General features: G+C 67.8%; 20 protein-coding genes. 12 read left to right on the top strand and 8 right to left on the bottom strand.

From position 1 onward, the window contains the following. The first annotated feature begins 46 nt into the window (after positions 1 to 46). The 3 genes from gshB (at position 47) to ACK8CO_RS04925 (ending at position 2,916) form a co-directional block, all read left to right on the top strand. Positions 47 to 991, top strand: coding sequence for a glutathione synthase (gene gshB, locus ACK8CO_RS04935; protein ID WP_414898358.1), 945 nt, complete (start codon positions 47 to 49; stop codon positions 989 to 991). A 787-nt stretch (positions 992 to 1,778) separates the two neighbouring features. Further along, the gene (locus tag ACK8CO_RS04930; protein WP_414898357.1) at positions 1,779 to 2,426 is read left to right on the top strand and encodes a TetR/AcrR family transcriptional regulator; all 648 of its coding nucleotides are present in this window, start codon (positions 1,779 to 1,781) and stop codon (positions 2,424 to 2,426) included. A 7-nt stretch (positions 2,427 to 2,433) separates the two neighbouring features. Continuing rightward, on the top strand, positions 2,434 to 2,916 hold the full coding sequence (locus tag ACK8CO_RS04925) for a hypothetical protein (RefSeq protein ID WP_414898356.1): 483 nt from the start codon (positions 2,434 to 2,436) through the stop codon (positions 2,914 to 2,916). 40 nt (positions 2,917 to 2,956) lie between these two features. On the opposite strand, the gene ACK8CO_RS04920 is transcribed toward ACK8CO_RS04925, so the two are convergent. Both ACK8CO_RS04920 and ACK8CO_RS04915 read right to left on the bottom strand, forming a co-directional pair. Next, complete coding sequence (locus ACK8CO_RS04920; protein ID WP_414898355.1) at positions 2,957 to 4,468, bottom strand: YifB family Mg chelatase-like AAA ATPase; 1,512 nt, start codon at positions 4,466 to 4,468, stop codon at positions 2,957 to 2,959. Between the two features lie 31 nt (positions 4,469 to 4,499). Beyond that, a complete protein-coding gene (locus tag ACK8CO_RS04915) occupies positions 4,500 to 5,387 on the bottom strand; it encodes a glutathione S-transferase (protein ID WP_414898354.1) in 888 nt (295 codons plus the stop codon). A gap of 209 nt (positions 5,388 to 5,596) precedes the next feature. On the opposite strand from ACK8CO_RS04915, the gene ACK8CO_RS04910 reads away from it, so the two are divergent. The 5 genes from ACK8CO_RS04910 to ACK8CO_RS04890 all read left to right on the top strand — a co-directional run bounded on the left by ACK8CO_RS04910 (position 5,597) and on the right by ACK8CO_RS04890 (position 10,079). Next, positions 5,597 to 6,475 carry an RNA polymerase factor sigma-32 gene (locus tag ACK8CO_RS04910; RefSeq protein WP_080615524.1) on the top strand — a complete coding sequence of 293 codons (879 nt, stop codon included), beginning with the start codon at positions 5,597 to 5,599 and terminating at the stop codon, positions 6,473 to 6,475. Beyond that, positions 6,472 to 7,290, top strand: coding sequence for a ChaN family lipoprotein (locus tag ACK8CO_RS04905; RefSeq protein WP_414898353.1), 819 nt, complete (start codon positions 6,472 to 6,474; stop codon positions 7,288 to 7,290). Before ACK8CO_RS04910 ends, ACK8CO_RS04905 begins: the two co-directional genes overlap by 4 nt. Before the next feature lie 91 nt (positions 7,291 to 7,381). Continuing rightward, entirely contained in the window at positions 7,382 to 8,578 is a 1,197-nt protein-coding gene (gene coaBC / locus ACK8CO_RS04900; protein WP_414898352.1) for a bifunctional phosphopantothenoylcysteine decarboxylase/phosphopantothenate--cysteine ligase CoaBC, read from the top strand. Further along, complete coding sequence (gene dut / locus ACK8CO_RS04895; protein ID WP_414898351.1) at positions 8,575 to 9,042, top strand: dUTP diphosphatase; 468 nt, start codon at positions 8,575 to 8,577, stop codon at positions 9,040 to 9,042. The genes coaBC and dut overlap by 4 nt, the downstream gene beginning before the upstream one ends. Beyond that, the gene (locus tag ACK8CO_RS04890; protein ID WP_414898350.1) at positions 9,042 to 10,079 is read left to right on the top strand and encodes a HesA/MoeB/ThiF family protein; all 1,038 of its coding nucleotides are present in this window, start codon (positions 9,042 to 9,044) and stop codon (positions 10,077 to 10,079) included. Before dut ends, ACK8CO_RS04890 begins: the two co-directional genes overlap by 1 nt. Positions 10,080 to 10,088: 9 nt before the next feature. Here the strand turns inward: ACK8CO_RS04890 and ACK8CO_RS04885 are convergent, their stop codons facing one another. Then, positions 10,089 to 10,961, bottom strand: a complete 873-nt coding sequence (locus ACK8CO_RS04885; RefSeq protein WP_414898349.1) for a cation diffusion facilitator family transporter — start codon at positions 10,959 to 10,961, stop codon at positions 10,089 to 10,091. 61 nt (positions 10,962 to 11,022) lie between these two features. Further along, positions 11,023 to 11,544, bottom strand: coding sequence for an SH3 domain-containing protein (locus ACK8CO_RS04880; RefSeq protein ID WP_080615529.1), 522 nt, complete (start codon positions 11,542 to 11,544; stop codon positions 11,023 to 11,025). 96 nt (positions 11,545 to 11,640) lie between these two features. On the opposite strand from ACK8CO_RS04880, the gene ACK8CO_RS04875 reads away from it, so the two are divergent. The 4 genes from ACK8CO_RS04875 to ACK8CO_RS04860 all read left to right on the top strand — a co-directional run bounded on the left by ACK8CO_RS04875 (position 11,641) and on the right by ACK8CO_RS04860 (position 18,185). Continuing rightward, positions 11,641 to 12,627: a 2-hydroxyacid dehydrogenase gene (locus tag ACK8CO_RS04875; protein ID WP_414898348.1), complete on the top strand. Its 987-nt coding sequence runs from the start codon at positions 11,641 to 11,643 to the stop codon at positions 12,625 to 12,627. A 10-nt stretch (positions 12,628 to 12,637) separates the two neighbouring features. Next, positions 12,638 to 14,110, top strand: a complete 1,473-nt coding sequence (locus tag ACK8CO_RS04870; RefSeq protein ID WP_414898347.1) for a glycosyltransferase family 39 protein — start codon at positions 12,638 to 12,640, stop codon at positions 14,108 to 14,110. Continuing rightward, positions 14,107 to 15,582 carry an ArnT family glycosyltransferase gene (locus tag ACK8CO_RS04865; RefSeq protein WP_414898346.1) on the top strand — a complete coding sequence of 492 codons (1,476 nt, stop codon included), beginning with the start codon at positions 14,107 to 14,109 and terminating at the stop codon, positions 15,580 to 15,582. The genes ACK8CO_RS04870 and ACK8CO_RS04865 overlap by 4 nt, the downstream gene beginning before the upstream one ends. Positions 15,583 to 15,695: 113 nt before the next feature. Beyond that, on the top strand, positions 15,696 to 18,185 hold the full coding sequence (locus tag ACK8CO_RS04860) for a GcvT family protein (RefSeq protein ID WP_414898345.1): 2,490 nt from the start codon (positions 15,696 to 15,698) through the stop codon (positions 18,183 to 18,185). A 24-nt stretch (positions 18,186 to 18,209) separates the two neighbouring features. Here ACK8CO_RS04860 and ACK8CO_RS04855 read toward each other — a convergent pair whose 3' ends face one another. The 4 genes from ACK8CO_RS04855 to ACK8CO_RS04840 form a co-directional block, all read right to left on the bottom strand. After that, positions 18,210 to 18,683 carry an EF-hand domain-containing protein gene (locus ACK8CO_RS04855; RefSeq protein ID WP_414898344.1) on the bottom strand — a complete coding sequence of 158 codons (474 nt, stop codon included), beginning with the start codon at positions 18,681 to 18,683 and terminating at the stop codon, positions 18,210 to 18,212. A gap of 104 nt (positions 18,684 to 18,787) precedes the next feature. Then, the gene (locus ACK8CO_RS04850) at positions 18,788 to 19,144 is read right to left on the bottom strand and encodes a carboxymuconolactone decarboxylase family protein (protein WP_080615535.1); all 357 of its coding nucleotides are present in this window, start codon (positions 19,142 to 19,144) and stop codon (positions 18,788 to 18,790) included. Between the two features lie 54 nt (positions 19,145 to 19,198). Beyond that, positions 19,199 to 19,879: a DUF938 domain-containing protein gene (locus ACK8CO_RS04845; RefSeq protein ID WP_414898343.1), complete on the bottom strand. Its 681-nt coding sequence runs from the start codon at positions 19,877 to 19,879 to the stop codon at positions 19,199 to 19,201. After that, positions 19,879 to 20,958 carry an NAD(P)/FAD-dependent oxidoreductase gene (locus ACK8CO_RS04840; protein WP_414898342.1) on the bottom strand — a complete coding sequence of 360 codons (1,080 nt, stop codon included), beginning with the start codon at positions 20,956 to 20,958 and terminating at the stop codon, positions 19,879 to 19,881. Before ACK8CO_RS04840 ends, ACK8CO_RS04845 begins: the two co-directional genes overlap by 1 nt. Positions 20,959 to 21,085 lie beyond the last annotated feature (127 nt).

The raw sequence follows: 21,085 nt of genomic DNA, 5'->3' as shown, positions 1-21,085 counted from the left end.
CGCCCAGGGTGGCGGCGGTTGGGAAGGCCGGGCGAGGGAGAACGCAATGCCGCTCAAGGTAGCCATTCAGATGGACCCGGTCGGGGCCGTGAATATCGATGCGGACAGTACGTTCCGGATTGCGGAGGAAGCTCAGGCGCGCGGGCATAGCCTGTTCTACTACACCCCGGACCGGCTGTCCTGGAGCGACGGGCGGGTGATGGCGCGGGGCTGGCCGCTGGAGGTGCGTCGGGTCAGGGGCGATCATTTCACCCTTGGCGAAGAGCGCGAGCTCGATCTCGGCGGCTTCGATGTCGTATGGCTGCGGCAGGATCCGCCTTTCGACATGGGCTATATCACGACGACGCATCTTCTCGAGATGCTGACGCCCGGCACTCTGGTCGTGAACGACCCGTTCTGGGTGCGGAATTTTCCCGAAAAACTGCTGGTCCTGCGTTTCCCAGATTTGATCCCGCCGACTGTGATCGCCCGCGATCTGGAGACGCTGCGCGCCTTCAAGGATCTGCATGGCGACATCATCCTCAAGCCACTTTACGGCAATGGCGGCGCCGGGATCTTTCGGCTTGGTCCGGATGACCGCAACCTCGCCTCCTTGCATGAAGTTTTCGCCGGCATGAATCGCGAGCCGCTGATCGCGCAGAAATTCCTTCCGGCTGTCAGCAGGGGGGACAAGCGGGTGATACTCGTTGACGGTTCCCCTGTCGGAGCGATCAACCGGGTGCCGGCCACAGGTGAGACGCGGTCCAACATGCATGTCGGGGGGCGTGCCGAACGGGCCGAACTGACGCCGCGCGATCTCGAGATCTGTGCCGCCATCGGTCCGACCCTTAAGGAGGCCGGGCAGATCTTTGTCGGTATCGACGTCATCGGAGAGCATCTGACCGAAATCAATGTCACCTCGCCGACCGGCATCCAGGAGCTCGAGCGCTTCGACAAGACCAATATAGCTGCTCTGATCTGGGAGGCGATCGAGGCCCGCCGCGCCGGCTGAAGCGGTATCGCGTTGCCGCCTTCGTGGATCGGCATCGACCCGTTCTTCCGCCTTGTCCGGTTTCCTATCGGACGGGCGGCGTTGCGGATCTCGGCGCCGGAGGGGGGGCAGGTCGTGATGCTTTTGGTGGAGCATGCCCAAGCCTGGCGCCGCCCGCGACCGCAGGACGAACCGGACATCCTCCGGCGAAGCACCGAGTCGGTGCAGATCTCTGCTGACCGCCTGTTCCGTTGAAAAACTTCGGCTGGCATAAAATCACTTTCTGCATTTAGGAAACCGTTCCGAGCGTTCACCTCTTGAAGAACGGAATTTACGGCCCGGCGTGTCTGCGAAGTGGTTTTTCGCCGTTCTGGCCTCTTGAAGCCATTCGGCGAGTTTTTCGACGGTATCCGCCCAAAGGGGCCCCGCGCCATCGGGCGAACTCGGGGGGCGAGGGCAAAGGAAGCTGTCCGTGGGGCAGGTCCGCCTGTGGACGGAGCGCCAGGGTTTGTGCCGTTCCGGAATGCCAAAGCTCTTAATGACCGCCGCTGCGGCAGCGATTTCACCGGCGCCGGCGCCGGCGCGTTGCCGGGCAGCCTGCAGGGGACGGGCGCGGCGGCCATGTCTGTTGCCTCCGCCATGCCTTGAAAGACCGCGGCATCCCGCCCTGGGTGCGTCGCCTGCTCTGTCCCCACAATGACCTGTCGCAAATCCCGGTTCTATGCCGGGTTGCCGCCGATTTGACATTTTTAGACCGGTGGTCTAAATGTGGCAGCATCCCTGATTTCCTCATCCTGTCGGAGCCTGATTGTCCCTGCCCATTCCAGCCAGTCGTACCAGGTTCGCCGCACTGAGCGATCAGGCGCGTGCATGCTGGCTTGACCCGGCAGAGCTGGAGTTCTGCGACCATGGGTTCGAAAACGCCTCCCTCAACCGCATCATCGCGGCAGCGGGAGAAAGCAAAGGACGCACCTATCACTACTTCGCCGACAAGGGCGACCTGTTCCGGGCCACACTCGAACGCCGTCTGGCGCCCCTCGGCACGCTCGGCGGGAATGCCGAAGCGATTGCCGGGGCCGACCGCGAGACCTACTGGACGCAGATTGCGGCCCTGTGCCGTCGGCTGGCCGGGGCGCTTCAGGGCGATGAATGCATGGCCTCGCTGCTCAGGACCCTGCACCGGGAAGCTGCCGCACAGCGCGCCTTCGCCGGGCCGCTTGCGCTGTTGCGAGGCCATATCGAGCGCGTGCTTGCCGCGGGGCAATCGGTCGGAGCGGTGCGGGACGACCTTCCCCTCGGGCTGCTCGCGGATGTCGCCCTGAACATCCTCATCACCGTCGACCATTGGTTCGCGATGAACGCCTCCGACCTGGCCGAGGGCGAGGAGGCACGTTTTTCCGAGCGCGCCTTTTCTCTTCTGATGGCGCCTCTTCTTCCTCCTGATAACCCGGAATGACAGACACATGACCAAGATACGCGGTCTCGCGGCCCTTCTCGTCCTGAGCACCCTGAACCTGACCCTGATGGTGCCGGGGGGATTTGTCGAAACCCGCAGCTTCCCGGGATATGGCGTCCCTGTCCTGGCCTCATTCAACGTCTTCCTGACGCTGCTCGGTCTCGGGAGCCTGGTCCTGGCCTATCGCGTTCTGAGGACCGGACGGGTGGGGATCTATCCGGCGCTCGCCGGTGCTGCCTTCATGGCGGTTTACCTTCTCGATCTGGCGACGATCTTTCCTGTCGCGGCGGCACCCATGTCGACGACATTGGCCAGAATGGAATGGATCGGCGCCTTCCTTGGGCTTGCGCTTCTTGCGCTGGGGGGCGGGCTGGCCGTCGCGCAGGGCAAACGGCAGGCCGGATCTGCGCGCCTGCCGCTTGGATTGCTGATCGCGATGGGCGTGGCGGCGGTGGCGATCGTCACCTTCGCCACCTTCTCTGCGATGTAGGCAGGGGTTGCCCCGGGCGCGGGGCCATTTCTGCGCGCTGCTAAAGATTTCCTATGCCGAGGCGGAAGTTCACCGCCTCGGCCACATGCGGGCGGGCGACCCGGTCGGTGCCGTCCAGATCTGCGATGGTCCGGGCCACGCGCAGCACGCGGTGATAGCCGCGGGCGGTCAGCCGGAAGCGTTCGGCCGCGCGCAGCAGAAGCGCCCGGCCCTCGGCGTCGGGGGCGGCGATCTCTTCCAGGAGGACGCCTTCGGCCTCTGCATTGACCCGCGTGCGGGGGGCATGCGCGAATCTCGCGCTCTGACGCATGCGTGCGGCCGCGACCCGAGCGGCGACCTCGGCCGAGCTTTCGCCGGAGGCGGGCAGATCGAGATCCCGGAACGCCACCGGCGGCACGTCGACGCGCAGATCGAACCTGTCCATGAGCGGACCCGAGATCCGGCCGAGATAGTCCTCGCCGCATTGCGGAACACGGGCGCAGGCGCGGGCGGGATCGGCGAGGTAGCCGCATTTGCAGGGGTTGGCCGCGGCCACCAGCAGAAACCGGCAGGGATAGCGGGTATGGGCATTGGCGCGCGCCACGACGACCTCGCCGGTTTCGATCGGCTGGCGCAGCGTGTTCAGCACCTGGCGCGGAAATTCGGGAAACTCGTCCATGAAGAGCACGCCGTTATGGGCAAGGCTGATCTCTCCGGGGCGGGCGCCGCGACCGCCGCCGACGATGGCCGCGACCGAGGCGGTGTGATGCGGGTCGCGGAACGGGCGCTGGCGCGAGATGCCGCCCTCGTCGAGCAGGCCCGCCAGCGACTGGATCATCGAGGTCTCAAGAGCCTCGGCGGGCGAAAGCGGCGGCAGGATGCCCGGGATCCGCGCCGCGAGCATCGACTTGCCCGAACCGGGCTCGCCCACCAGAAGCAGATGGTGACGCCCTGCGGCCGCGATCTCGAGCGCGCGCTTGGCGCGCTCCTGTCCCTTGACGTCGGACAGGTCGAGCGCGGCCGCGATGGGGGCGATCTCCCCCGGCTCGGCCGGGGCAAGCGGCGCCTGACCGGTGAAATGGCGCACGACCGATGCAAGGTCGGGCGCGGCCAGCACCTGTGTCGCCCCGACCCAGGCGGCCTCGGCGCCGCAGGCCTTGGGGCACAGAAGCGCGCGCCCGGCCTCGGCTGCGGCCATCGCCGCAGGCAGGGCTCCGATCACCGGCACCAGACGCCCGTCGAGCGACAGCTCGCCCAGCGCCACCACCCCTTCGGCCATGTCGCGCGGGATGACGTCGAGGGCGGCAAGCAGGGCCACCGCGATCGGCAGGTCGAAATGCGAGCCCTCCTTGGGCAGGTCGGCGGGCGAGAGATTGACGGTGATCCGTTTCGAAGGCAGCGCCACGCCCATCGCCACCAGCGCCGCGCGCAGCCTGTCGCGCGCCTCGCTGACCGCCTTGTCGGGCAGGCCCACGACCGAGAAGGCGGGCAGGCCCGCCGCCACGGCGCATTGCACCTCGACGATCCGCGCCTCGATCCCGTCGAAGGCCACGGTATAGGCACGGGCTACCATCTCGCGCTCTCCGGTTCGAACCGGGAAACGGCTACGCCTCCTTGGTTACCGAATGGTAAATGGCAGCGACGTCGGGGAAAGCCTCGGGGTCGTTCGCGACCATGTCGCGGGCGCGAAGGCTGGCAAATCCGATGACGGTGCCTTCGATTTCGAGGAAATGGCTCGGGGGGCGGCCGGTGAGCGGGCAGGCGGCATTGATCGGGGGGCCATGCGGGACGGCCCGGGCCGGCACGGGCTCGGGGCCCGGCCAGGGCAGATGCGGCAGATCCATCGCATAGGGCTCGGGCGTGTAGCGGTATGTCAGCCCCTCGGCGCGCCAGCGGCGGAAGGCCGGGTCGGCCAGATGCTGGGCGACATAGGCTGCGGCCGCATCGCCGACCGGCAGGCCATAGGTCGCGATTCTGGCCGCGACCGGGGCGAAGAAGACATCTGCAAGGCAATAGCGCCCGAAAAGCCAGGGGCCGCCTGCGCCGAAGCGCTCCTGCGCGCCGGACCAGAGCATCTGCAGCCGGTCGAGATCCGCCAGCACCTCGGGCGGCGGCCGGACGCTGTCATAGGACCGTATCAGCGCCATCGGGCAATGCGCGCGCAGGTCGGCAAAGCCCGAATGCATTTCGGCCGCCAGCCAGCGGGCGCGCATCCGGGCGGTCTCGTCCTCGGGCCAGAGCCCGGCCTCGGGGTGGCGCTCGGCCAGGGTTTCGGCAATGGCCAGCGTGTCGCCAAGCGGCTCGCCCCCGGGCATCATGAGCGCCGGCACGAGCCGGGCGGGCGCGACCGGGCCCAGATCGGCGGCGAGCGTTCCGGTATAGAGCCCGACCTCTTCTACCCTGAAGGGCAGGCCGAATTTCTCCAGCATCAGCCAGCCGCGAAGGGACCAGCTGGAATAGGTCCGATCGCCTATGAACAGAACGTAGGTCATGGCGCGAGCCTATCCCGCTTCGGTCCCGGTTCGAAACGCGTTTTCGTGATGGGCGGGATCGGGGTTTCGGATCGCTGCCGCTTCTGTGCGAAGATGCACACAAGCGGCGCGGGAATGTTTCGAATAGTTCAAGCTCTTGTGTGATCTGGAACCAGATCGCGCGCGTATAGTTTAGGGAATGATAAATCTCTGTCTGACGGGAACATGCCATGGCACTTGACGGATACGATGCGAACTCGCTGTCGCGTCAGGCGATGAAGGCGGAGCTTCTGGACGCCGAGACCGAGCTGAGGCTGGCCTATGCCTGGCGCGACGAACGCGACGAAGCCGCACTGCATCGTCTGATCACGGCCTATATGCGGCTGGCGATCTCGATGGCGGCAAAATTCAAGCGCTACGGCGCGCCGATGAACGACCTGATCCAGGAGGCGAGTCTCGGGCTGATGAAGGCGGCCGACAAGTTCGACCCCGACCGCGGCGTGCGCTTCTCGACCTATGCGGTCTGGTGGATCAAGGCCTCGATCCAGGACTATGTGATGCGGAACTGGTCGATGGTCCGGACCGGCTCGACCTCGAGCCAGAAATCGTTGTTCTTCAACATGCGCCGGGTTCAGGCCCGGCTGGAACGCGAGGCGGCGGGCCGGGGCGAGACGCTCGACCGTCACCAGCTGCGCCAGATGATCGCCTCCGAGGTTGGCGTGCCGCTGCACGATGTCGAGATGATGGAAGGGCGGCTGTCGGGCTCGGATTTCTCGCTGAATGCGACGCAATCGACCGATGACGAGGGCCGCGAATGGATCGAGACCATCGAGGATGACAGTGCGCAGGCGGCCGATCTGGTCGAGGACGGGCGCGACCGGGCGCAGCTGCGCGGCTGGCTGGTCCATGCCATGGGCCAGTTGAACGACCGCGAACGCTTCATCGTCAAGGAGCGCAAGCTGCGCGACGACCCGCGCACGCTGGAAAGTCTCGGCAACGAGCTGGGACTGTCGAAGGAGCGCGTGCGTCAGCTCGAGGCCGCGGCCTTCGGCAAGATGCGCAAGAGCCTTGAAGCCCAGTCGCCCGAGGTGTTTCACTTCCTCGCGTGAGACATGTTGCTAGAATCGCCGCGCTGGCCGCGGCCCTGACCGCCACTGCCGCTGGCGCCGAGGAAATCGGCCCGGCGGCTTTCGTCTCGCTTCCGGCCGCCGATGTGGTGGTGCTGGGCGAGACCCATGACAATCCTGAACAGCACGCCAACCAGGCCGCGGCCATCCGGGCGCTGGCGCCCAAAGCGCTGGTCTTCGAGATGCTGACGCCCGAGCAGGCGGCGAAGGTGACGCCGGGGCTTCGGCTCGACGGCGTGGCGCTGGGCCAGGCGCTGGGCTGGGAGGCATCGGGCTGGCCCGATTTCGCGATGTATTTCCCGATCTTCTCGGCCGCGCCCGAGGCGCGCATCTATGGTGCGGCGCTGCCCCGCGACGAGGTGCGCCGGGCGGTGAGCGACGGTGCGGCCGCAGTCTTCGGGGCGGCGGCGGGGATCTATGGGCTTGATACCCCCTTGCCTGCGGCCGAGCTGGAGGCGCGGATCCGCGATCAGCGCGAGGCTCATTGCAACGCGCTGCCCGAGCCTCTTCTGCCCGGCATGGTCGAGGCGCAGCGGCTGCGCGACGCGGCGCTGGCGCGGGCCGCACGGCAGGCGCTGGACGAGACCGGCGGGCCGGTCGCGGTGATCGCGGGCAACGGGCATGCCCGCATCGACTGGGGACTGCCGGCGGCCTTTGCCCTCGTCGCAAAGGGCGCGCGGCTGATTTCGGTCGGGCAGATCGAGGTCGCCGCCACCGGCGTGCCGCCTTATGACTACTGGCTGGTCACCGGTGCGGCCGAGCGCGACGATCCCTGCGCGGCGCTGACCGGCGGTTAGCGACGCGGCGGCTTTGCTTGTCTCGCCCCCGTCTGCGGCCTAAGACGTGGTTTCCAAAGGCAGACGGAACAGCGAACGGGGCGCGGGCGGCATGGTTTCCGGCAAACGCATTCTTCTGATCATCGCGGGCGGGATCGCCGCCTACAAGACGCTTGACCTGATCCGCCGCCTGCGCGAGCGGGGGGCGGCCGTCACGCCGGTGATGACGGCCGCGGCCGAGCGCTTCGTGACGCCGCTTTCGGTCTCGGCGCTGGCGGGCGAGGCGGTGCATCGCGACCTTTTCGATCTGACCCGCGAGACCGAGATGGGGCATATCCAGCTCTCGCGTGCGGCCGATCTGGTGGTGGTGGCGCCAGCAACGGCGAATCTGATGGCCAGGATGGCGGGCGGTTTGGCCGACGATCTGGCCTCGACCCTGCTGCTGGCGACCGACAAGCCGGTTCTGCTGGCGCCCGCGATGAATGTGCGGATGTGGACCCATCCCGCGACCCGGCGCAATCTGGCGCTGCTGCAAGCGGACGGTATCCGTTTCGTCGGCCCGAACGAGGGCGACATGGCCTGCGGCGAATACGGGCCGGGGAGGATGGCCGAGGTGCCCGAGATCCTTGACGCGATCGGGACGGCGCTGGGCGCGGGGCCGCTTGCCGGGCGCCGCATCGTCGTGACCTCGGGCCCGACGCATGAGCCCATCGACCCGGTCCGCTATATCGCCAACCGCTCCTCGGGTGCGCAGGGCACGGCACTGGCCCGGGCGCTGGTGGCGCTGGGCGCCGAGGTGGTTTTCGTCACCGGTCCGGCCTCGGTTCCGCCGCCGGGCGGGGTCGATCTCGTGCGGGTCGAGACCGCGCGCGAGATGCTGGAGGCGGTCGAGGCCGCGCTTCCGGCCGATGCAGCGGTCTGTGCCGCCGCCGTCGCCGACTGGCATGTCGCCAATGCTGCCGGACAGAAGATGAAGAAGGACGGCTCGGGGCGGGCGCCGAAGCTTGACTTCGCCGAAAACCCCGACATCCTGGCCCGCATCGCCGGGCGGGCCGAGGGGCGGCCGCGCCTTGTGGTGGGATTTGCCGCCGAAACCCATGACGTCGTGGCCCATGCCGAGGCCAAGCGCGCGCGCAAGGGCTGCGACTGGATCCTCGCAAATGACGTCTCGCCCGCGACCGGCATCATGGGCGGGGCCGAGAACGAGGTGTCGCTGATCACCGAGGCGGGCGTCGAGACCTGGCCGCGCCTGCCCAAGGCCGAAGTGGCGGCCCGGCTTGCGCATCGGATCGCGGAGGCCCTGGCATGAGCCCGCGTCTGCAAATCGTCTGGGAAGACTGGGCCGATCGCGACCTGCCGCTGCCCGCCTATCAGACGCCGGGCTCGGCCGGGGCCGATATCCGCGCGAACCTGCCGCCCGATATCAGGGACAAGGGTCTGACCCTCGCGCCGATGGAGCGGCGGATCGTGCCCACGGGCTTCCGGATGGCCTTCCCGGCCGGGTTCGAGGTGCAGATCCGTCCGCGCTCGGGGCTGGCCCTGAAATACGGGATCACGCTTCCGAACACGCCCGGCACCATCGACAGCGACTATCGCGGACCGCTGGGGGTACTTTTGGTCAATTTCGGAGCAGAGCCCTTCACCATCCGCCATGGCGAGCGGATCGCGCAGATGATCGTGGCGCCCGTGGTGCAGGCCGCCTTCGAGGTGGTCGGGGAGCTTGACGAGACCCTGCGCGGCGCAGGCGGTTTCGGCTCGACGGGGCGCGGCTGATGGGGCTGGTTCTTGGCCTTGCGCTGGCTCTCTGGTCGCTGGGGATGCTCCTGCGGCTTTCTCGCCAGCTGCGCTGGGGCATGATCGCGGGGCTTTACGCGGCCGTGCTGATCGTGCAGATCGCCATGCCCGAGGGCCATGCCCTGCGCCACGCCATCGGTGGCACACCCGAGGGCTGGGCGGCGCTCGGTGTCGTCGGGCTGCTGGTCCTGGCCTATCGCGGTGTCCTCGGCGCGCTCAAGCGGCGGGTCGCGCGCGAGGTGGTGCCGATGGCGCCCAAGGGGCCGCTGAAGCCGGTCGAGCTCGATCGCTATGCCCGCCATATCATGCTGCGCGAGATCGGCGGACCGGGCCAGCGCAAGCTCAAGGAGGCGCGGGTTCTGGTGATCGGTGCCGGTGGGCTCGGATCGCCTGCGCTGCTCTATCTGGGGGCGGCGGGGGTCGGGACCATCGGCATCGTCGATGATGACGATGTGGATCTTTCGAACCTTCAGCGCCAGGTGATCCACACCGACACGCGCCTGGGCATGCCCAAGGTGTTTTCCGCGCAAAAGGCCATTCTGGCTCAGAATCCCTTCGTCACCGTGCGTCCCTACAGGCGCCGGCTCGACGAGGCCACGGCCGAGGCGCTCTTTCCCGATTACGATCTGATCCTCGACGGCACCGACAATCTCGAGACCCGCTATCTGGTCAACCGTATGGCCGCGCGTCTGGGCAAGCCGCTGATCGCCGGAGCCATCGCCCAATGGGAGGGCCAGATCAGCCTGTACGACCCGGCCCATGGCACGCCCTGCTATCGCTGCATCTTTCCCGAGGCGCCTGCGCCCGGGCTGGCGCCGAGCTGTGCCGAGGCGGGTGTGGTCGGCGCGCTTCCGGGCGTCATCGGTGCGATGATGGCGGTCGAGGCGATCAAGACCGTCACCGGCGCGGGCGAGGGGCTTGGCGGACGGATGCTGATCTATGACGCGCTTTATGGCGAAAGCCGCACCATCGCGCTTCATCCCCGGTCCGGCTGCCCCGATTGCGGCGCCACCTGAGGTCAGGCTTCAGGTCGCCGGGTCGAAATGGATGATCACATCCGCGCCCGGAAATTCCTCGAGGATCGCATGTTTCAGCCGCGCGCCGATGGCATGGGCGTCGTTCAGGCTTTGCGCGCCGTCCAGCTCGATATGCAGGTTGACGAAGAGGCGCGGCCCCGAGCGCCGGGTCTTGAGGTCGTGAAAACCGCGCACGCCGGTGCAGTCCCCGGCCAGCGCCTCGATCCGCGCGATGGTCTCGGGCGGTGCGGCGCGGTCCATCAGCGCGTCCCAGGCGCCCTTGCCGATGCCAAGCGCGCCGACCGCCAGCATGCCGGCCGCTGCCAGAGCGATCACGGCGTCGATCCGCGCCAGACCCAGATTGGCCGAGGCCCAGAGCGCGAAGATCGCCCCGATATTGGGCAGCAGATCGCCCAGATAGTGCAGCGAGTCGGCTTCCACCACCCGGTTGCCCGTCTTCCGCGCGACCCGGCGCTGGTACAGCACCAGAGATGCCGTCAGCACGATCGAGACGGCCATGGCGACCATCCCCGGGCCTTCCTGCGACAGCGGTTCTGGATCGGCGGCCAGAAGCCGGGTCATCGCCGCGAAGGCGATGATGCTGGCCGAGGCCAGGATGAACACGGCCTGTCCCAGCGCGGCAAGATCCTCGGCCGCACTGTGCCCGAAGGCATGGTCGTCATCGGGCGGACGTGCAGCATAGAAGATCGCGGCCAGAGCCCCGAGCGACACCATCAGATCCAGCGCGCTGTCGGCCAGGGAGGCCGCAATCGACAGCGACCCGGTCTGTCCCAGCGCCCAGAGCTTCAGGGCCACCAGCGCGATCGCGGTCGCGACAGAGGCAAGCCCGGCAGAGAGGTTCAGGCGGGAGATGTTGGTCATGGCCGCAGGCTCGGTAAGCTGATGGGCTCCGCTTAGCAGCACTCCGCCCGGAGGGGCAAGCTCACTCGCGGATCTCGTCGGCGTCGACCCCCCAGATCGCGGTCTTGGGCACCCAGCCCGATCCGCCATCGGCATTGATCCGGCACCAGTCGGGCGTGCATTCCTCCAGCCGGGCGATCACGCCGATCTCGGCCCGGGCCAGCACTTCGGCATCGGGGCGGGGGACACGCAAGAGCGGCAGCATGTCCTGATCGACCAGAACGGTGCGCACGCCCGACAGCAGCGAGTAATGCACCCAGCCCCCGGCGCCGTCGCGGTCGCGGACCTGCCGCCAATGGCCGAATTCCGCCGTGATCTGCAGCGGAATGCCGCGCCGGGTATAGACCCAGTCGATCCGGTGGCTGAGGCTCGGTCCCCGGCGCACATTGCCCTCGCTGGCCTTCAGCGAGACATAGCGCGGCAGCGGCAAATTGGTCACGCGCCCGCGCTCTGTCGCCTGGGCTGGCCCGGCCCAGGGAAAAGATCCGATGAGAAACAGAAGGATGATCGTCAAGGATGCGCATCTGCGCAGTACTGCCCGCATAACGTCCTGCCAGCTGGTTTCGGGGTCTTGTGCCGCGCCCCGATCTCGGACAGTTTGCCACTGACGCAACCGGTTGAAAAGCAGGGAGGCCCAGCGATGCCGGCACAACGCCTCAGTGTGGTCGTGACGCGACGGTTGCCCGCGCCGGTCGAGACCCGGATGAAAGAGCTTTTCGATGTCGAGCTGAACGAGGCCGATGTCAAGATGAGCCGCGAACAACTTGTCGAGGCGATGCGCCGGGCCGATGTGCTGGTGCCCTGCGTGACCGACGCCATCGACCAGGCGATGCTGGCCCAGGCCGGCGACCGGCTCAAGCTGATCGCCAATTTCGGCGCCGGGGTCGACCATCTGGATGTCCAGACCGCGCGGCAGCGGGGCATTCTGGTCTCGAACACGCCCGGGGTCGTGACCGAGGACACGGCGGACATGACGATGGCCCTGATGCTGGCGGTGACGCGCCGCATTCCCGAGGGGCTGCATGTGATGCAGGCGGGCGAATGGCGCGGCTGGGCGCCCACGGCCTTCATGGGCGGGCGGATCGGCGGCCGGCGGCTCGGGATCCTCGGCATGGGCCGGATCGGTCAGGCCGTCGCCCGGCGCGCCCGCGCTTTCGGCATGCAGATCCATTACCACAACCGCAAGCGGCTCCGTCCCGAGATCGAGGAGGAATTCGAGGCGACCTACTGGGAGAGCCTCGACCAGATGGTCAGCCGCATGGACGTGATCAGCGTGAATTGCCCGCATACGCCTTCGACCTTCCATCTGATGAATGCACGGCGGCTCAAGCTGATGAAGCCGGATGCGGTCATCGTCAACACGTCGCGGGGGGAGGTGATCGACGAGAATGCACTGACCCGGATGCTGCGCGCGGGCGAGATCGCGGGCGCCGGTCTTGACGTCTTCGAACGCGGCCACGAGATCAACCCGCGGCTCCGCGAGCTGCCCAATGTCGTGCTTCTGCCGCATATGGGCTCGGCCACCATCGAGGGGCGCGGCGAGATGGGGGAAAAGGTGATCATCAATATCAAGACCTTCGCCGATGGGCACCGACCGCCGGATCTGGTCGTGCCGAGCATGCTCTAGGCGCATGGTCATGGATGATGCGGCCGATCGGCGGCGGACGGCGATCTTCCTTCTTGCGATCTCGGTCTATTTCGCAGTCCAGGCCGGTCTGCGTCTGGCGCTGGGCGGCGCCTATGAGACGGACGAGGCCGAGATGCTGGTGATGACGCCGGGGCTGCGGCTGGGATACGGCCCGCAACTGCCGCTTTACAACTGGCTGCAACTTGGCTTTTTCGAACTTTTCGGGCGTGGGCTGCCGGCGCTGGCACTGCTCAAGAACCTGTTGCTCTGGGCGACCTATCTGGCGGTCTTTCTGGGGCTGCGACTCTGGCTGCCTGCGGCCACGGCGGCGCTTGGCGCGCTTTCGCTGTTCCTGATCCCCGATCTGGCCTGGGAGGCGCAACGGGCGACGACCCATTCCAACATGCTGCTTGCGACCTCGGCGGCGACGCTCGCAGCCTTCCTCTGGGCGATGCGGCGCGGCAGCTTCCTGTCCTGGGCCGTGCTGGGGCTGGCCATCGGGCTGGGCGGGTTGGCCAAGTACAACTATTTCCTGGTGCCGGTGGCGCTGGGCCTTGCCGCGCTGACCTTGGCACCGATGCGGGGTGCGCTTTTGCGGCGCCGTGCGCTGATCGCGCCGGGGCTGGCCGGTCTCATCCTTGCAGCCCCCTATGCCTGGATGCTGCAAAACCGCGATCTCGCCTTCTCCTCGCTCGGCAAGCTGCATATCGACGCGGGCGCGGCCCCCGGACGTCTCGTGCCAGAGGGCCTGTCGCAATTGCCGGGCGGACTTCTGGCGCTCATGGCGCTGCCGCTTCTGGTCGCCCTGATCGCCTGGGGGCTGAGCCTTGGGCGGCGCCGCGCGGAAACCGGCGCCGGCCCGCTTCCCGCGCTCTTGCTGCGGGCCGCGCTCTTTGCCGTGGTTCTGACAGCGGCCGGGATCTGGGCGGCCCATGCCGGGACGATCACGTCGCGCTGGCTTCTGCCCATTGCCTTCCTGGCCGTGCCGGGGCTTTTCACGGCGCTTGCGCCACGCCTGGCCGCGCGCGGACGGACCACGGTGTTCGCATTGATGGCGGTTCTGGCGCTCCTGGTGATGGCCGGGCTCGGCTATGACCGCTTCAAGGACGGCGCCCGGCGCGATGTCGTCTTCGACAGCCTGCCCGCGCGACTGGCGGAGATCGACGGGGCCGAGGGCGTGCCGGTGATCGCCGAATTCTACACTGCCGGCAATCTTGCCGCCCTTGCGCCCGGCCTTCAGATCGCGCCCTATCTGCCTTTCGCCGCGCATCGCTTCGGGGCCGGACCGGTACTGTTTCTGTTCCGCGAGCATGTGCCGCCCAGTCTCGAGATCGGGGCAGTTCAGGCGGGTTGGCCAGCCGGATCAGGGGCCGGGTCCGGGATCGAACGCCTGCAGGAAGGCGCCTTCTCGTTGCCCTATCGCGGCTCGTCGGCCGAGATGCCGTTCCGCTACGTGCTTGCAAGGATGCCTGCGCTGCCATGACCGACAATCACGCCCCGGCTTCGGACCGGCGGATCGCCACCGTGTTCCTTCTGGCGCTCGGCGCCTATTTCGCGGCCCAGGTCGGCCTCAGGGTCGCGCTTGGCGGCAGTTTCGAGGGCGACGAGGCCGAAATGGTGGTGCTGGCGCGCGACTGGCACTTCGCCTCGGGGTCGCAGCCGCCGCTTTACAACTGGTATCAGACGCTTTTCTTCAAGCTCTTCGGGGTCGGCACCCTGGGTCTTGTCCTGGCCAAGAACCTGATGCTCTGTGCCACCTATGCCGTCACCTTTCTCGCGCTCCGGCCGCTGGCTGGTGTGCGGCCGGCGATGCTGGGGGCGCTGGCCCTGGGGCTGATCCCGACCCTGGCCTGGTGGTCGCAGCGCACCGGCTCGCACAGCATCGCTCTGGCGCTGACCACGACGCTGACGGTCGCGGCTTTCCTCCACCTGCTGCGCGCACCGGGGCGGGGGCGTTACCTTCTGTTCGGGCTGGCAATCGGGCTTGGAGGGCTCGCCAAGCCGAATTACTGGATGGTGCCGCCCGCGCTGATCCTGGCCGGGCTCAGCATGCCGGTCTGGCGGGGCGTGCTCTGGGACCGGCGGCTGTGGCTGTCGGGAGCGGTTGCGCTGACGGTGATCGCGGCGCCCTATGCCGCGATGCTGGCCGCGCCGCTTGCCACCTTCTCGGATACCTGGGAGTTCCGGGCGGGTGCGGGAGGGGCCGCGCAGGCGATGTGGCCGAAGGGATTGGCCTATGTCGCGCAATCGGCCCTGATCGAGGCGGTGCCGGCGCTGTTGATGGCGGCGGCCGCGCTGGCTTTTGGCGGGCGGGCGATGCGGCGGCTGCCGCATATCCGGCCCGAGGCGGCCGTTCTGATGCGCGCGGCGCTGATCGGGCTGGGGCTGGTCGCTTTGGGCGTGGTGGTGACGGATACCGGCTTTTTCCGGCCGCGCTGGCTGTTGCCGCTGTTCATTCTGGGGCTGCCTGCCGCGATGATGACGCTTCTGGCCGATGCATCGGGCCGTACCCGGCGCAATGTCGTCCGGGCGATGGCCGGTCTGGCCCTGCTGGTTCTGGCCGCGATTGCCGATACGCGGTTGCGCGGCGCGGGTAGCGATTCGCTTCGGGTCGACCGGCTGGCCGAGGTCATCGAAGAGACCGTTCCCGATGTGCCGCGGCTGTTGGGGCCGCATTACTATACCGGAAACCTGCTGCTGCACCGGCCCGGCTGGACGGCGTTTCCGCCCTATCCGACCGACTGGCTGATCATGCCGCACGGACGCGTGCTGGTGATCGAGGAGCGCAAGCGGCCCGATGAGGTGCTGGGTCTGCTGCGGGAGCAGGGCTATCGCGGCGCGACCCTTCCGGCGCCCGTGCTCAGCCGCGAGGTTCTCATTCCCTACCGCTTCGAGGACGCCGCGCCGCGCCGGCTGAGGCTTACGCTTTTCGACTTCGGCCCGACGCGCCATTGAGCCGCGCGGCCTGACGCGTCGGTTTCTGGCCATTTGGGGTCGGATGGCCTCCGCCCTGCGCGCCGAATCCTGCCTAACTGGAGCAATGGCGCGGCAAGCAGGAGTGAAGGCCGATGAAGACCCATGTCAAAGCCCTGGTGGTCGGCGGCGGTGCCGTCGGAACCTCGATCGCGTATCATCTCGCCCGCGCAGGCTGGGACACGATGCTGCTGGAACGCGACGAGCTGACCTCGGGGTCGACCTGGCATGCGGCGGGGCTTTTGCCCTATTTCAACATGTCCTTCGCGACGACCCATATCCATGACTACTCGATCAGGTTCTACAAGACGCTCGAGGCCGAGACCGGTCTGAACCCCGGCTTCAGCGTGGTGGGCAACCTGCGCATGGCGCAGACCCAGGCACGGATGGACGAATACAGGCTTTACGCCAGCACGGCCGAAACCTGCGGCGTGCCCTATGAATGGCTCGCGCCCGTCCAGATGAAGGAACGCTGGCCGCTGTTGCGGACCGAGGATCTGGTGGGGGCGATCTTCCATCCGACCGACGGCTATATCAATCCTGCCGACGTCACCCAGGCGATGGCCAAGGGCGCGCGCCAGCTTGGCGCGTTGATCGAGCGCAAATGGCAGGTCGACGGTTATGACTGGACCGGGTCGGAATGGCGGGTGAGCCTGACGAAGATGGCCGAGAGGGGCGGGAACCTCGTCCCCACCGGGGAACAGACAGTCATCACTGCCGAACATGTCGTCACCGCCACCGGCAACCATGCCCAGCGCACGGCGCGGCTTCTGGGGCTGAAGATCCCGGCCATTCCGGTCGAGCATCAGTATATCGTGACCGAACCCGATCCGGCTCTGGTCGCATGGCGCAAGGCCGGCAATCCCGAACACCCTGTCCTGCGCGATGCCGATGCCAAATGGTATGTGCGCGAGGAACGCGGTGGCTGGATCCTCGGCCCCTATGAACGCGGCGCGCCCGTGCGCTTTGCCTATGGCTGCCCCGACAGTTTCCGCGCCGATCTGTTCCCGCTCGATCTGGAGAGGATCGAGGAGGAATACATGTCGATGATCCACCGGCTCCCGAGTTCGGAAACGGTGGGGCTCAAGGACGATTTCAACGGCCCGATCTGCTATACCCCCGATGGCAACCCGCTCCTGGGGCCGGCGCCGGGGCGTCGCAACATGTGGCTGGCCGAAGGCTTTTCCTTCGGGATCACCGCTGCCGGGGGCAGCGGGCATTACCTCTCGCAGCTGATGACCGAGGGCGAGGCCGAGATCGACATGGGCGCGCTCGACCCCCGCCGCTACGGGTCCTGGATGACGACCGATTATGCCGTCGCCAAGAACGAGGAGGCCTATGAGCATGTCTATATCCTGCACCATCCCGACGAGGAACGCTCCGCCGCGCGGCCGCTGAGGACCGCACCTTGCTATGACCGGGTGAAGGCGCTGGGCGCGCAGTTCGGGCAGGTGAATGGCTGGGAGCGACCGAATTATTTCGCCCCCGAAGGCTTCGACGACCATGCCGCGCGCAGTTTCCGGCGCGGCGGCTGGTGGCAATATGCCGAGGCCGAGGCCCGGGCGATCCGCGAGACGGCGGGGCTGATCGACGCCACCGCCTTTGCCAAGCATGTCGTGCGCGGTCCCGGAGCGACGGCCTTCCTCGACTGGTTCACCTGCAACAGGTTGCCGAAGGTTGGGCGGGTCAACCTGACCTATGCCCTCAGCGTCGCAGGCACGGTCAGGACCGAATACACCATCGTCCGTCAGGCCGAGGACTTCTATTATCTGGTCTCGGCCGGGGCCTGGCACGCCTATGACGAGGATTTCCTGCTGAAGGCGGTCGAGGACAAGGCGGCCGAGTTCGGTACGGTGATCGTCGAGGACGTCACAACGCGCCATGGCGTCTTCGCGCTGGCAGGACCCAATGCGCGGGCGATCCTGACCGGCCTGATCCGCGATGCCGACCCGGCGACGGCGCTGTCGAACAAGCGCTTCCCCTGGCTGTCGGCGCGGCAGATCGAGCTGGGCATGGTCCCGGTCAACGCGCTTCGGGTGGCCTATACCGGCGAGCTGGGCTGGGAGTTGCACCACCCGATCGAGATGCAGAACCATCTCTTCGACCGGCTGATGGAAGCGGGCGCCGCGCATGGGCTGAAACCGGTGGGGGCGCGGGCGCAGAACTGGCTTCGGCAGGAGAAAAGCTACCGCGCCTTCGGCACCGAACTGGGGCGCGATGCGACGCCGCTCGAGGCCGGGCTCGACCGCTTCGTCGATCTCACGAAGGACTTCCATGGCAAGGCGGCGATGCAGGCCAGGGGCATCCGCTCGACATGCGTCACGCTGTTGATCGACGGACCCGAAGATGCCGACCCATGGGGGCGCGAGGCGCTATATGACGGCGAGATCCGGGTCGGACGGCTGACCTCGGGCGGCTGGTCGGTGGCTTTCGGCAAGTCCATCGGCATGGGCTATGTGCGGCCCGATCTGGCAAAGCCGGGTACGCGTCTGAGCGTCAGGATGTTCGATGCGCTCTGGACGGCCGAGGTGGTCGGGGACAGCCCCCACGACCCGTCGAACGCGCGGATCCGGGCGGACGGCTAGCCGTCTCGCCGCCGGTCCCGCCGGTCAGCGGGCGGAGACGTCCCAGAGCGTGAGCCGCCCGTCGCCGTCGCGGTCATGCATCGCGAACCATTCATAGGCGGCCAGCCGGAACTCGGAGAGATCGATGAGGCCGTCGCCATTCAGATCGTTGCGCATCAGCTTCTGCCCCATGACGATGACCCTGCGCTCCGAGGCCTGATCGCCGCGGAAATAGGCCAGCGGACCGCGCGCATGATCGAAATCCGCGGCCTCGGCGGCGTCGATTCGGCCGTCGCCATTGGTGTCGAAGCTGGCGAAGATCCGGCGCGCCTGGGCCTGCAATTCGTAGCGGGAGATCGTGCCGCTGCGGTTGGCATCCCATTTCTCGTAGAGAATAGGAGCGCGCTGGGGCTCGGCGCCCGCAGCATTGGCCACACCACCGGCCGCATTGGCGGAGCCTGCGGCAAGGGCAAGAACGAGGCCCGGAAGGGCAAGGACGGAAAGGGTGGGGCGGCGCATCGGAGGACTCCTTGGAACGCTGTGTCCAAGAGGTAGTCGCATCCGGGGCCTGCGGCAACTGCAACCGGGGCAGGGCGCCCCGAGGCGCCCCGGCCCCTTCGGGCCTATTCGGCGGCCTGCGCCTTTTCCTCGGTCAGCTGGTCGTAGCATTCCATCGCTTCGGCCGCGTACATCATGGCCGGACCGCCGCCCATCTGGATCGCCATGGCCAGCACATCGCCGACCTCTTCGCGGCTGGCACCGACCCGAACCAGGGCCTCCATATGCAGCACGATGCAGGCCTGGCAGCGCTGGGTGATCGCAATGCCGAGGGCGATGAATTCCTTGGTCTTGAAGTCGAGCTCGCCGCCTTCCTTCACGGCTTTGCCAAGCGCTCCGAACGCCTTGGTCTGGTCTGGAAGGGCCTTGTTCAGCCGGCGCAGCTGATCCTTGGTGCCATCGCGTTTTGCGGTCCAGTCCATGTCTGTCTCCTCTGCTCCGAAGATGAGTCGGAAATGCGATTTACACTGACCTAATTAACGGTTCCGTTGCGCGATCACAGGGGGCTGGCGGAAAATTATTGTCAGGTTATTCGCAGGCATGGAAATCTGTGCCTCAAGCGTCAGCCCTGCCGCCCCGCCGCGCGCCGCGATCCAGGCCACCGGCTTGTAGCCGATATCGGGGTCCTGGGCGATCAGGCTGGCATGGAAGGCCGCGTCGCCCGGGCTGGCAAAACCGTCATCGCGCAGGAAGGGGCCGTAGAGGGCCAGAACGCCGCCGGGGGCCAGCGCCCGGGCGGCCTCTTCGATCAGGGTCCGGGCCTCCGCATCGGAGACCAGATGCAGGATGTTGCTGGCAAAGATCAGGTCCTGCCCGGCCCGGGCAGCGCCCCAGCCCGGCTGGCAGGCGTCCAGTTCCAGCGCGGGGCGAAGGTTCGGTCGCGCCGCGTCCGCCGCCCAGGCATCGATCGAGGCACGGCGCCACGGGTCTATCTCGGTCGGTTGCCAGATGAGGCCCGGAAGCCGGGCAGCCAGGCGCACCGCATGTTCGCCGGTGCCCGAGGCCAGTTCCAGCGCGCGGCCCCGGGCCGGCGCCACGCGTTCCAGCACCGCGCAGATCGCCTCGGCATTGCGCCGGGCGGAGGGGGCGCTGAGCCGCCCGTCCGTGCCCGGCGTCGCGGCCGAGGCGCTGTCGGGCAGGTCCAGCCGCCGCGGCATCAGCCGAACCGGGCCGGGCTGAAAGCGGGTTCGAGGGCGCGCCGAAGCTCGGAGGCGCGGTCGCCGAGGATATCGGCGGCAAGCGCGCTGGCCGCAGGCGAGGTCTGGATGCCGAAACCGCCCTGTCCCGCATGCCAGAAGAAGTCCGGATCGCGCGGATCGGGCCCGATGACCAGCAGCCGGTCGGGCGCGAAGGTGCGCAGGCCGGCCCAGTTGGCCTCGACCCGCGTCACCGGCTCGGTCACCATCTCCTGATAGCGGTCCAGCCCCTCGGCCAGCACCATGTCGTCGGCATAGGCATCATGCGGCGGCATCGGGTCCTCTTCGGCGGGCGAGACCAGAAGCTTGCCCGCTTCGGGCTTGCAATACCAGCGTTCGCCCGCGCCGATCACCATCGGCCAGGTCCGGATATCGTGGCCTGCGGGGGCCGGAAGCTGTGCCATCGAGCGGCGCATCGGGATCAAACCCAGCGGTCTCAGCCCGGCCAGTCGCGCGACCTCGTCGGCCCAGGCGCCGGCGGCATTCACCAGGATCCGGGCTTCGGCAAGCTCGTCTCCGGCCTGGACCTGCCAGCCGGTCGCGAGCCGGGCAATGGCGGTGATCCGGCGGCCGGTCTCGATGCTGCCGCCCTGGGCGCGGATCTCGCGGGCGAAATTCTGCAGCAGGCGGTCGGTATCGATGTCCCAGGCGCGCGTGGTGATCCCGGCAAAGGCGAGCGGCGCCGGCGCGAGGATCGGCACCCGTGCCCGGGCCTCGGCGGGAGAGAGCGGTGCCAGCGCCATCTGACGGCAATTCCGCTCGAAGGCGGCGCGGTCTTCGGCCCGGGCGATCACCATCAGGTCCCGGGGCGTCAGCACGCCGCCATTGGCAGTCTCGTGATAGGCGCGTCCTGCGCGGTTCAGCGTCACGATTTCGGGCGCGCCGAGGCATTCGTCGTACAGCGCCGCCGACCGGCCCGAGGCATGGTAGCCAAGGGCCTTCTCGGCCTCGAAAAGCCTGACACGGCCCAGATGCGACAGCCGTGCGCCGACCGAGACCCCGGCGATACCGCCGCCGATGACAATGAAATCCGTCTTCATGATGCGAGATAAGCACAAGCGCGCGGCAGAGGGAATCCCTGCCACATGTCGCTCTCGCGACGGCGGGCGAGGGGGCGCGGTCGGTCTTTGCCCATGCCCTCGGCATATGCGCGACTGTCCCGACTGT

This window comes from Rhodovulum sp. HP10 (assembly GCF_047553435.1).
Lineage (GTDB): Bacteria > Pseudomonadota > Alphaproteobacteria > Rhodobacterales > Rhodobacteraceae > Rhodovulum.
The sequence above is the reverse complement of the archived record's forward strand: the minus strand, read 5'-3'. Positions and strand labels throughout refer to the sequence as shown.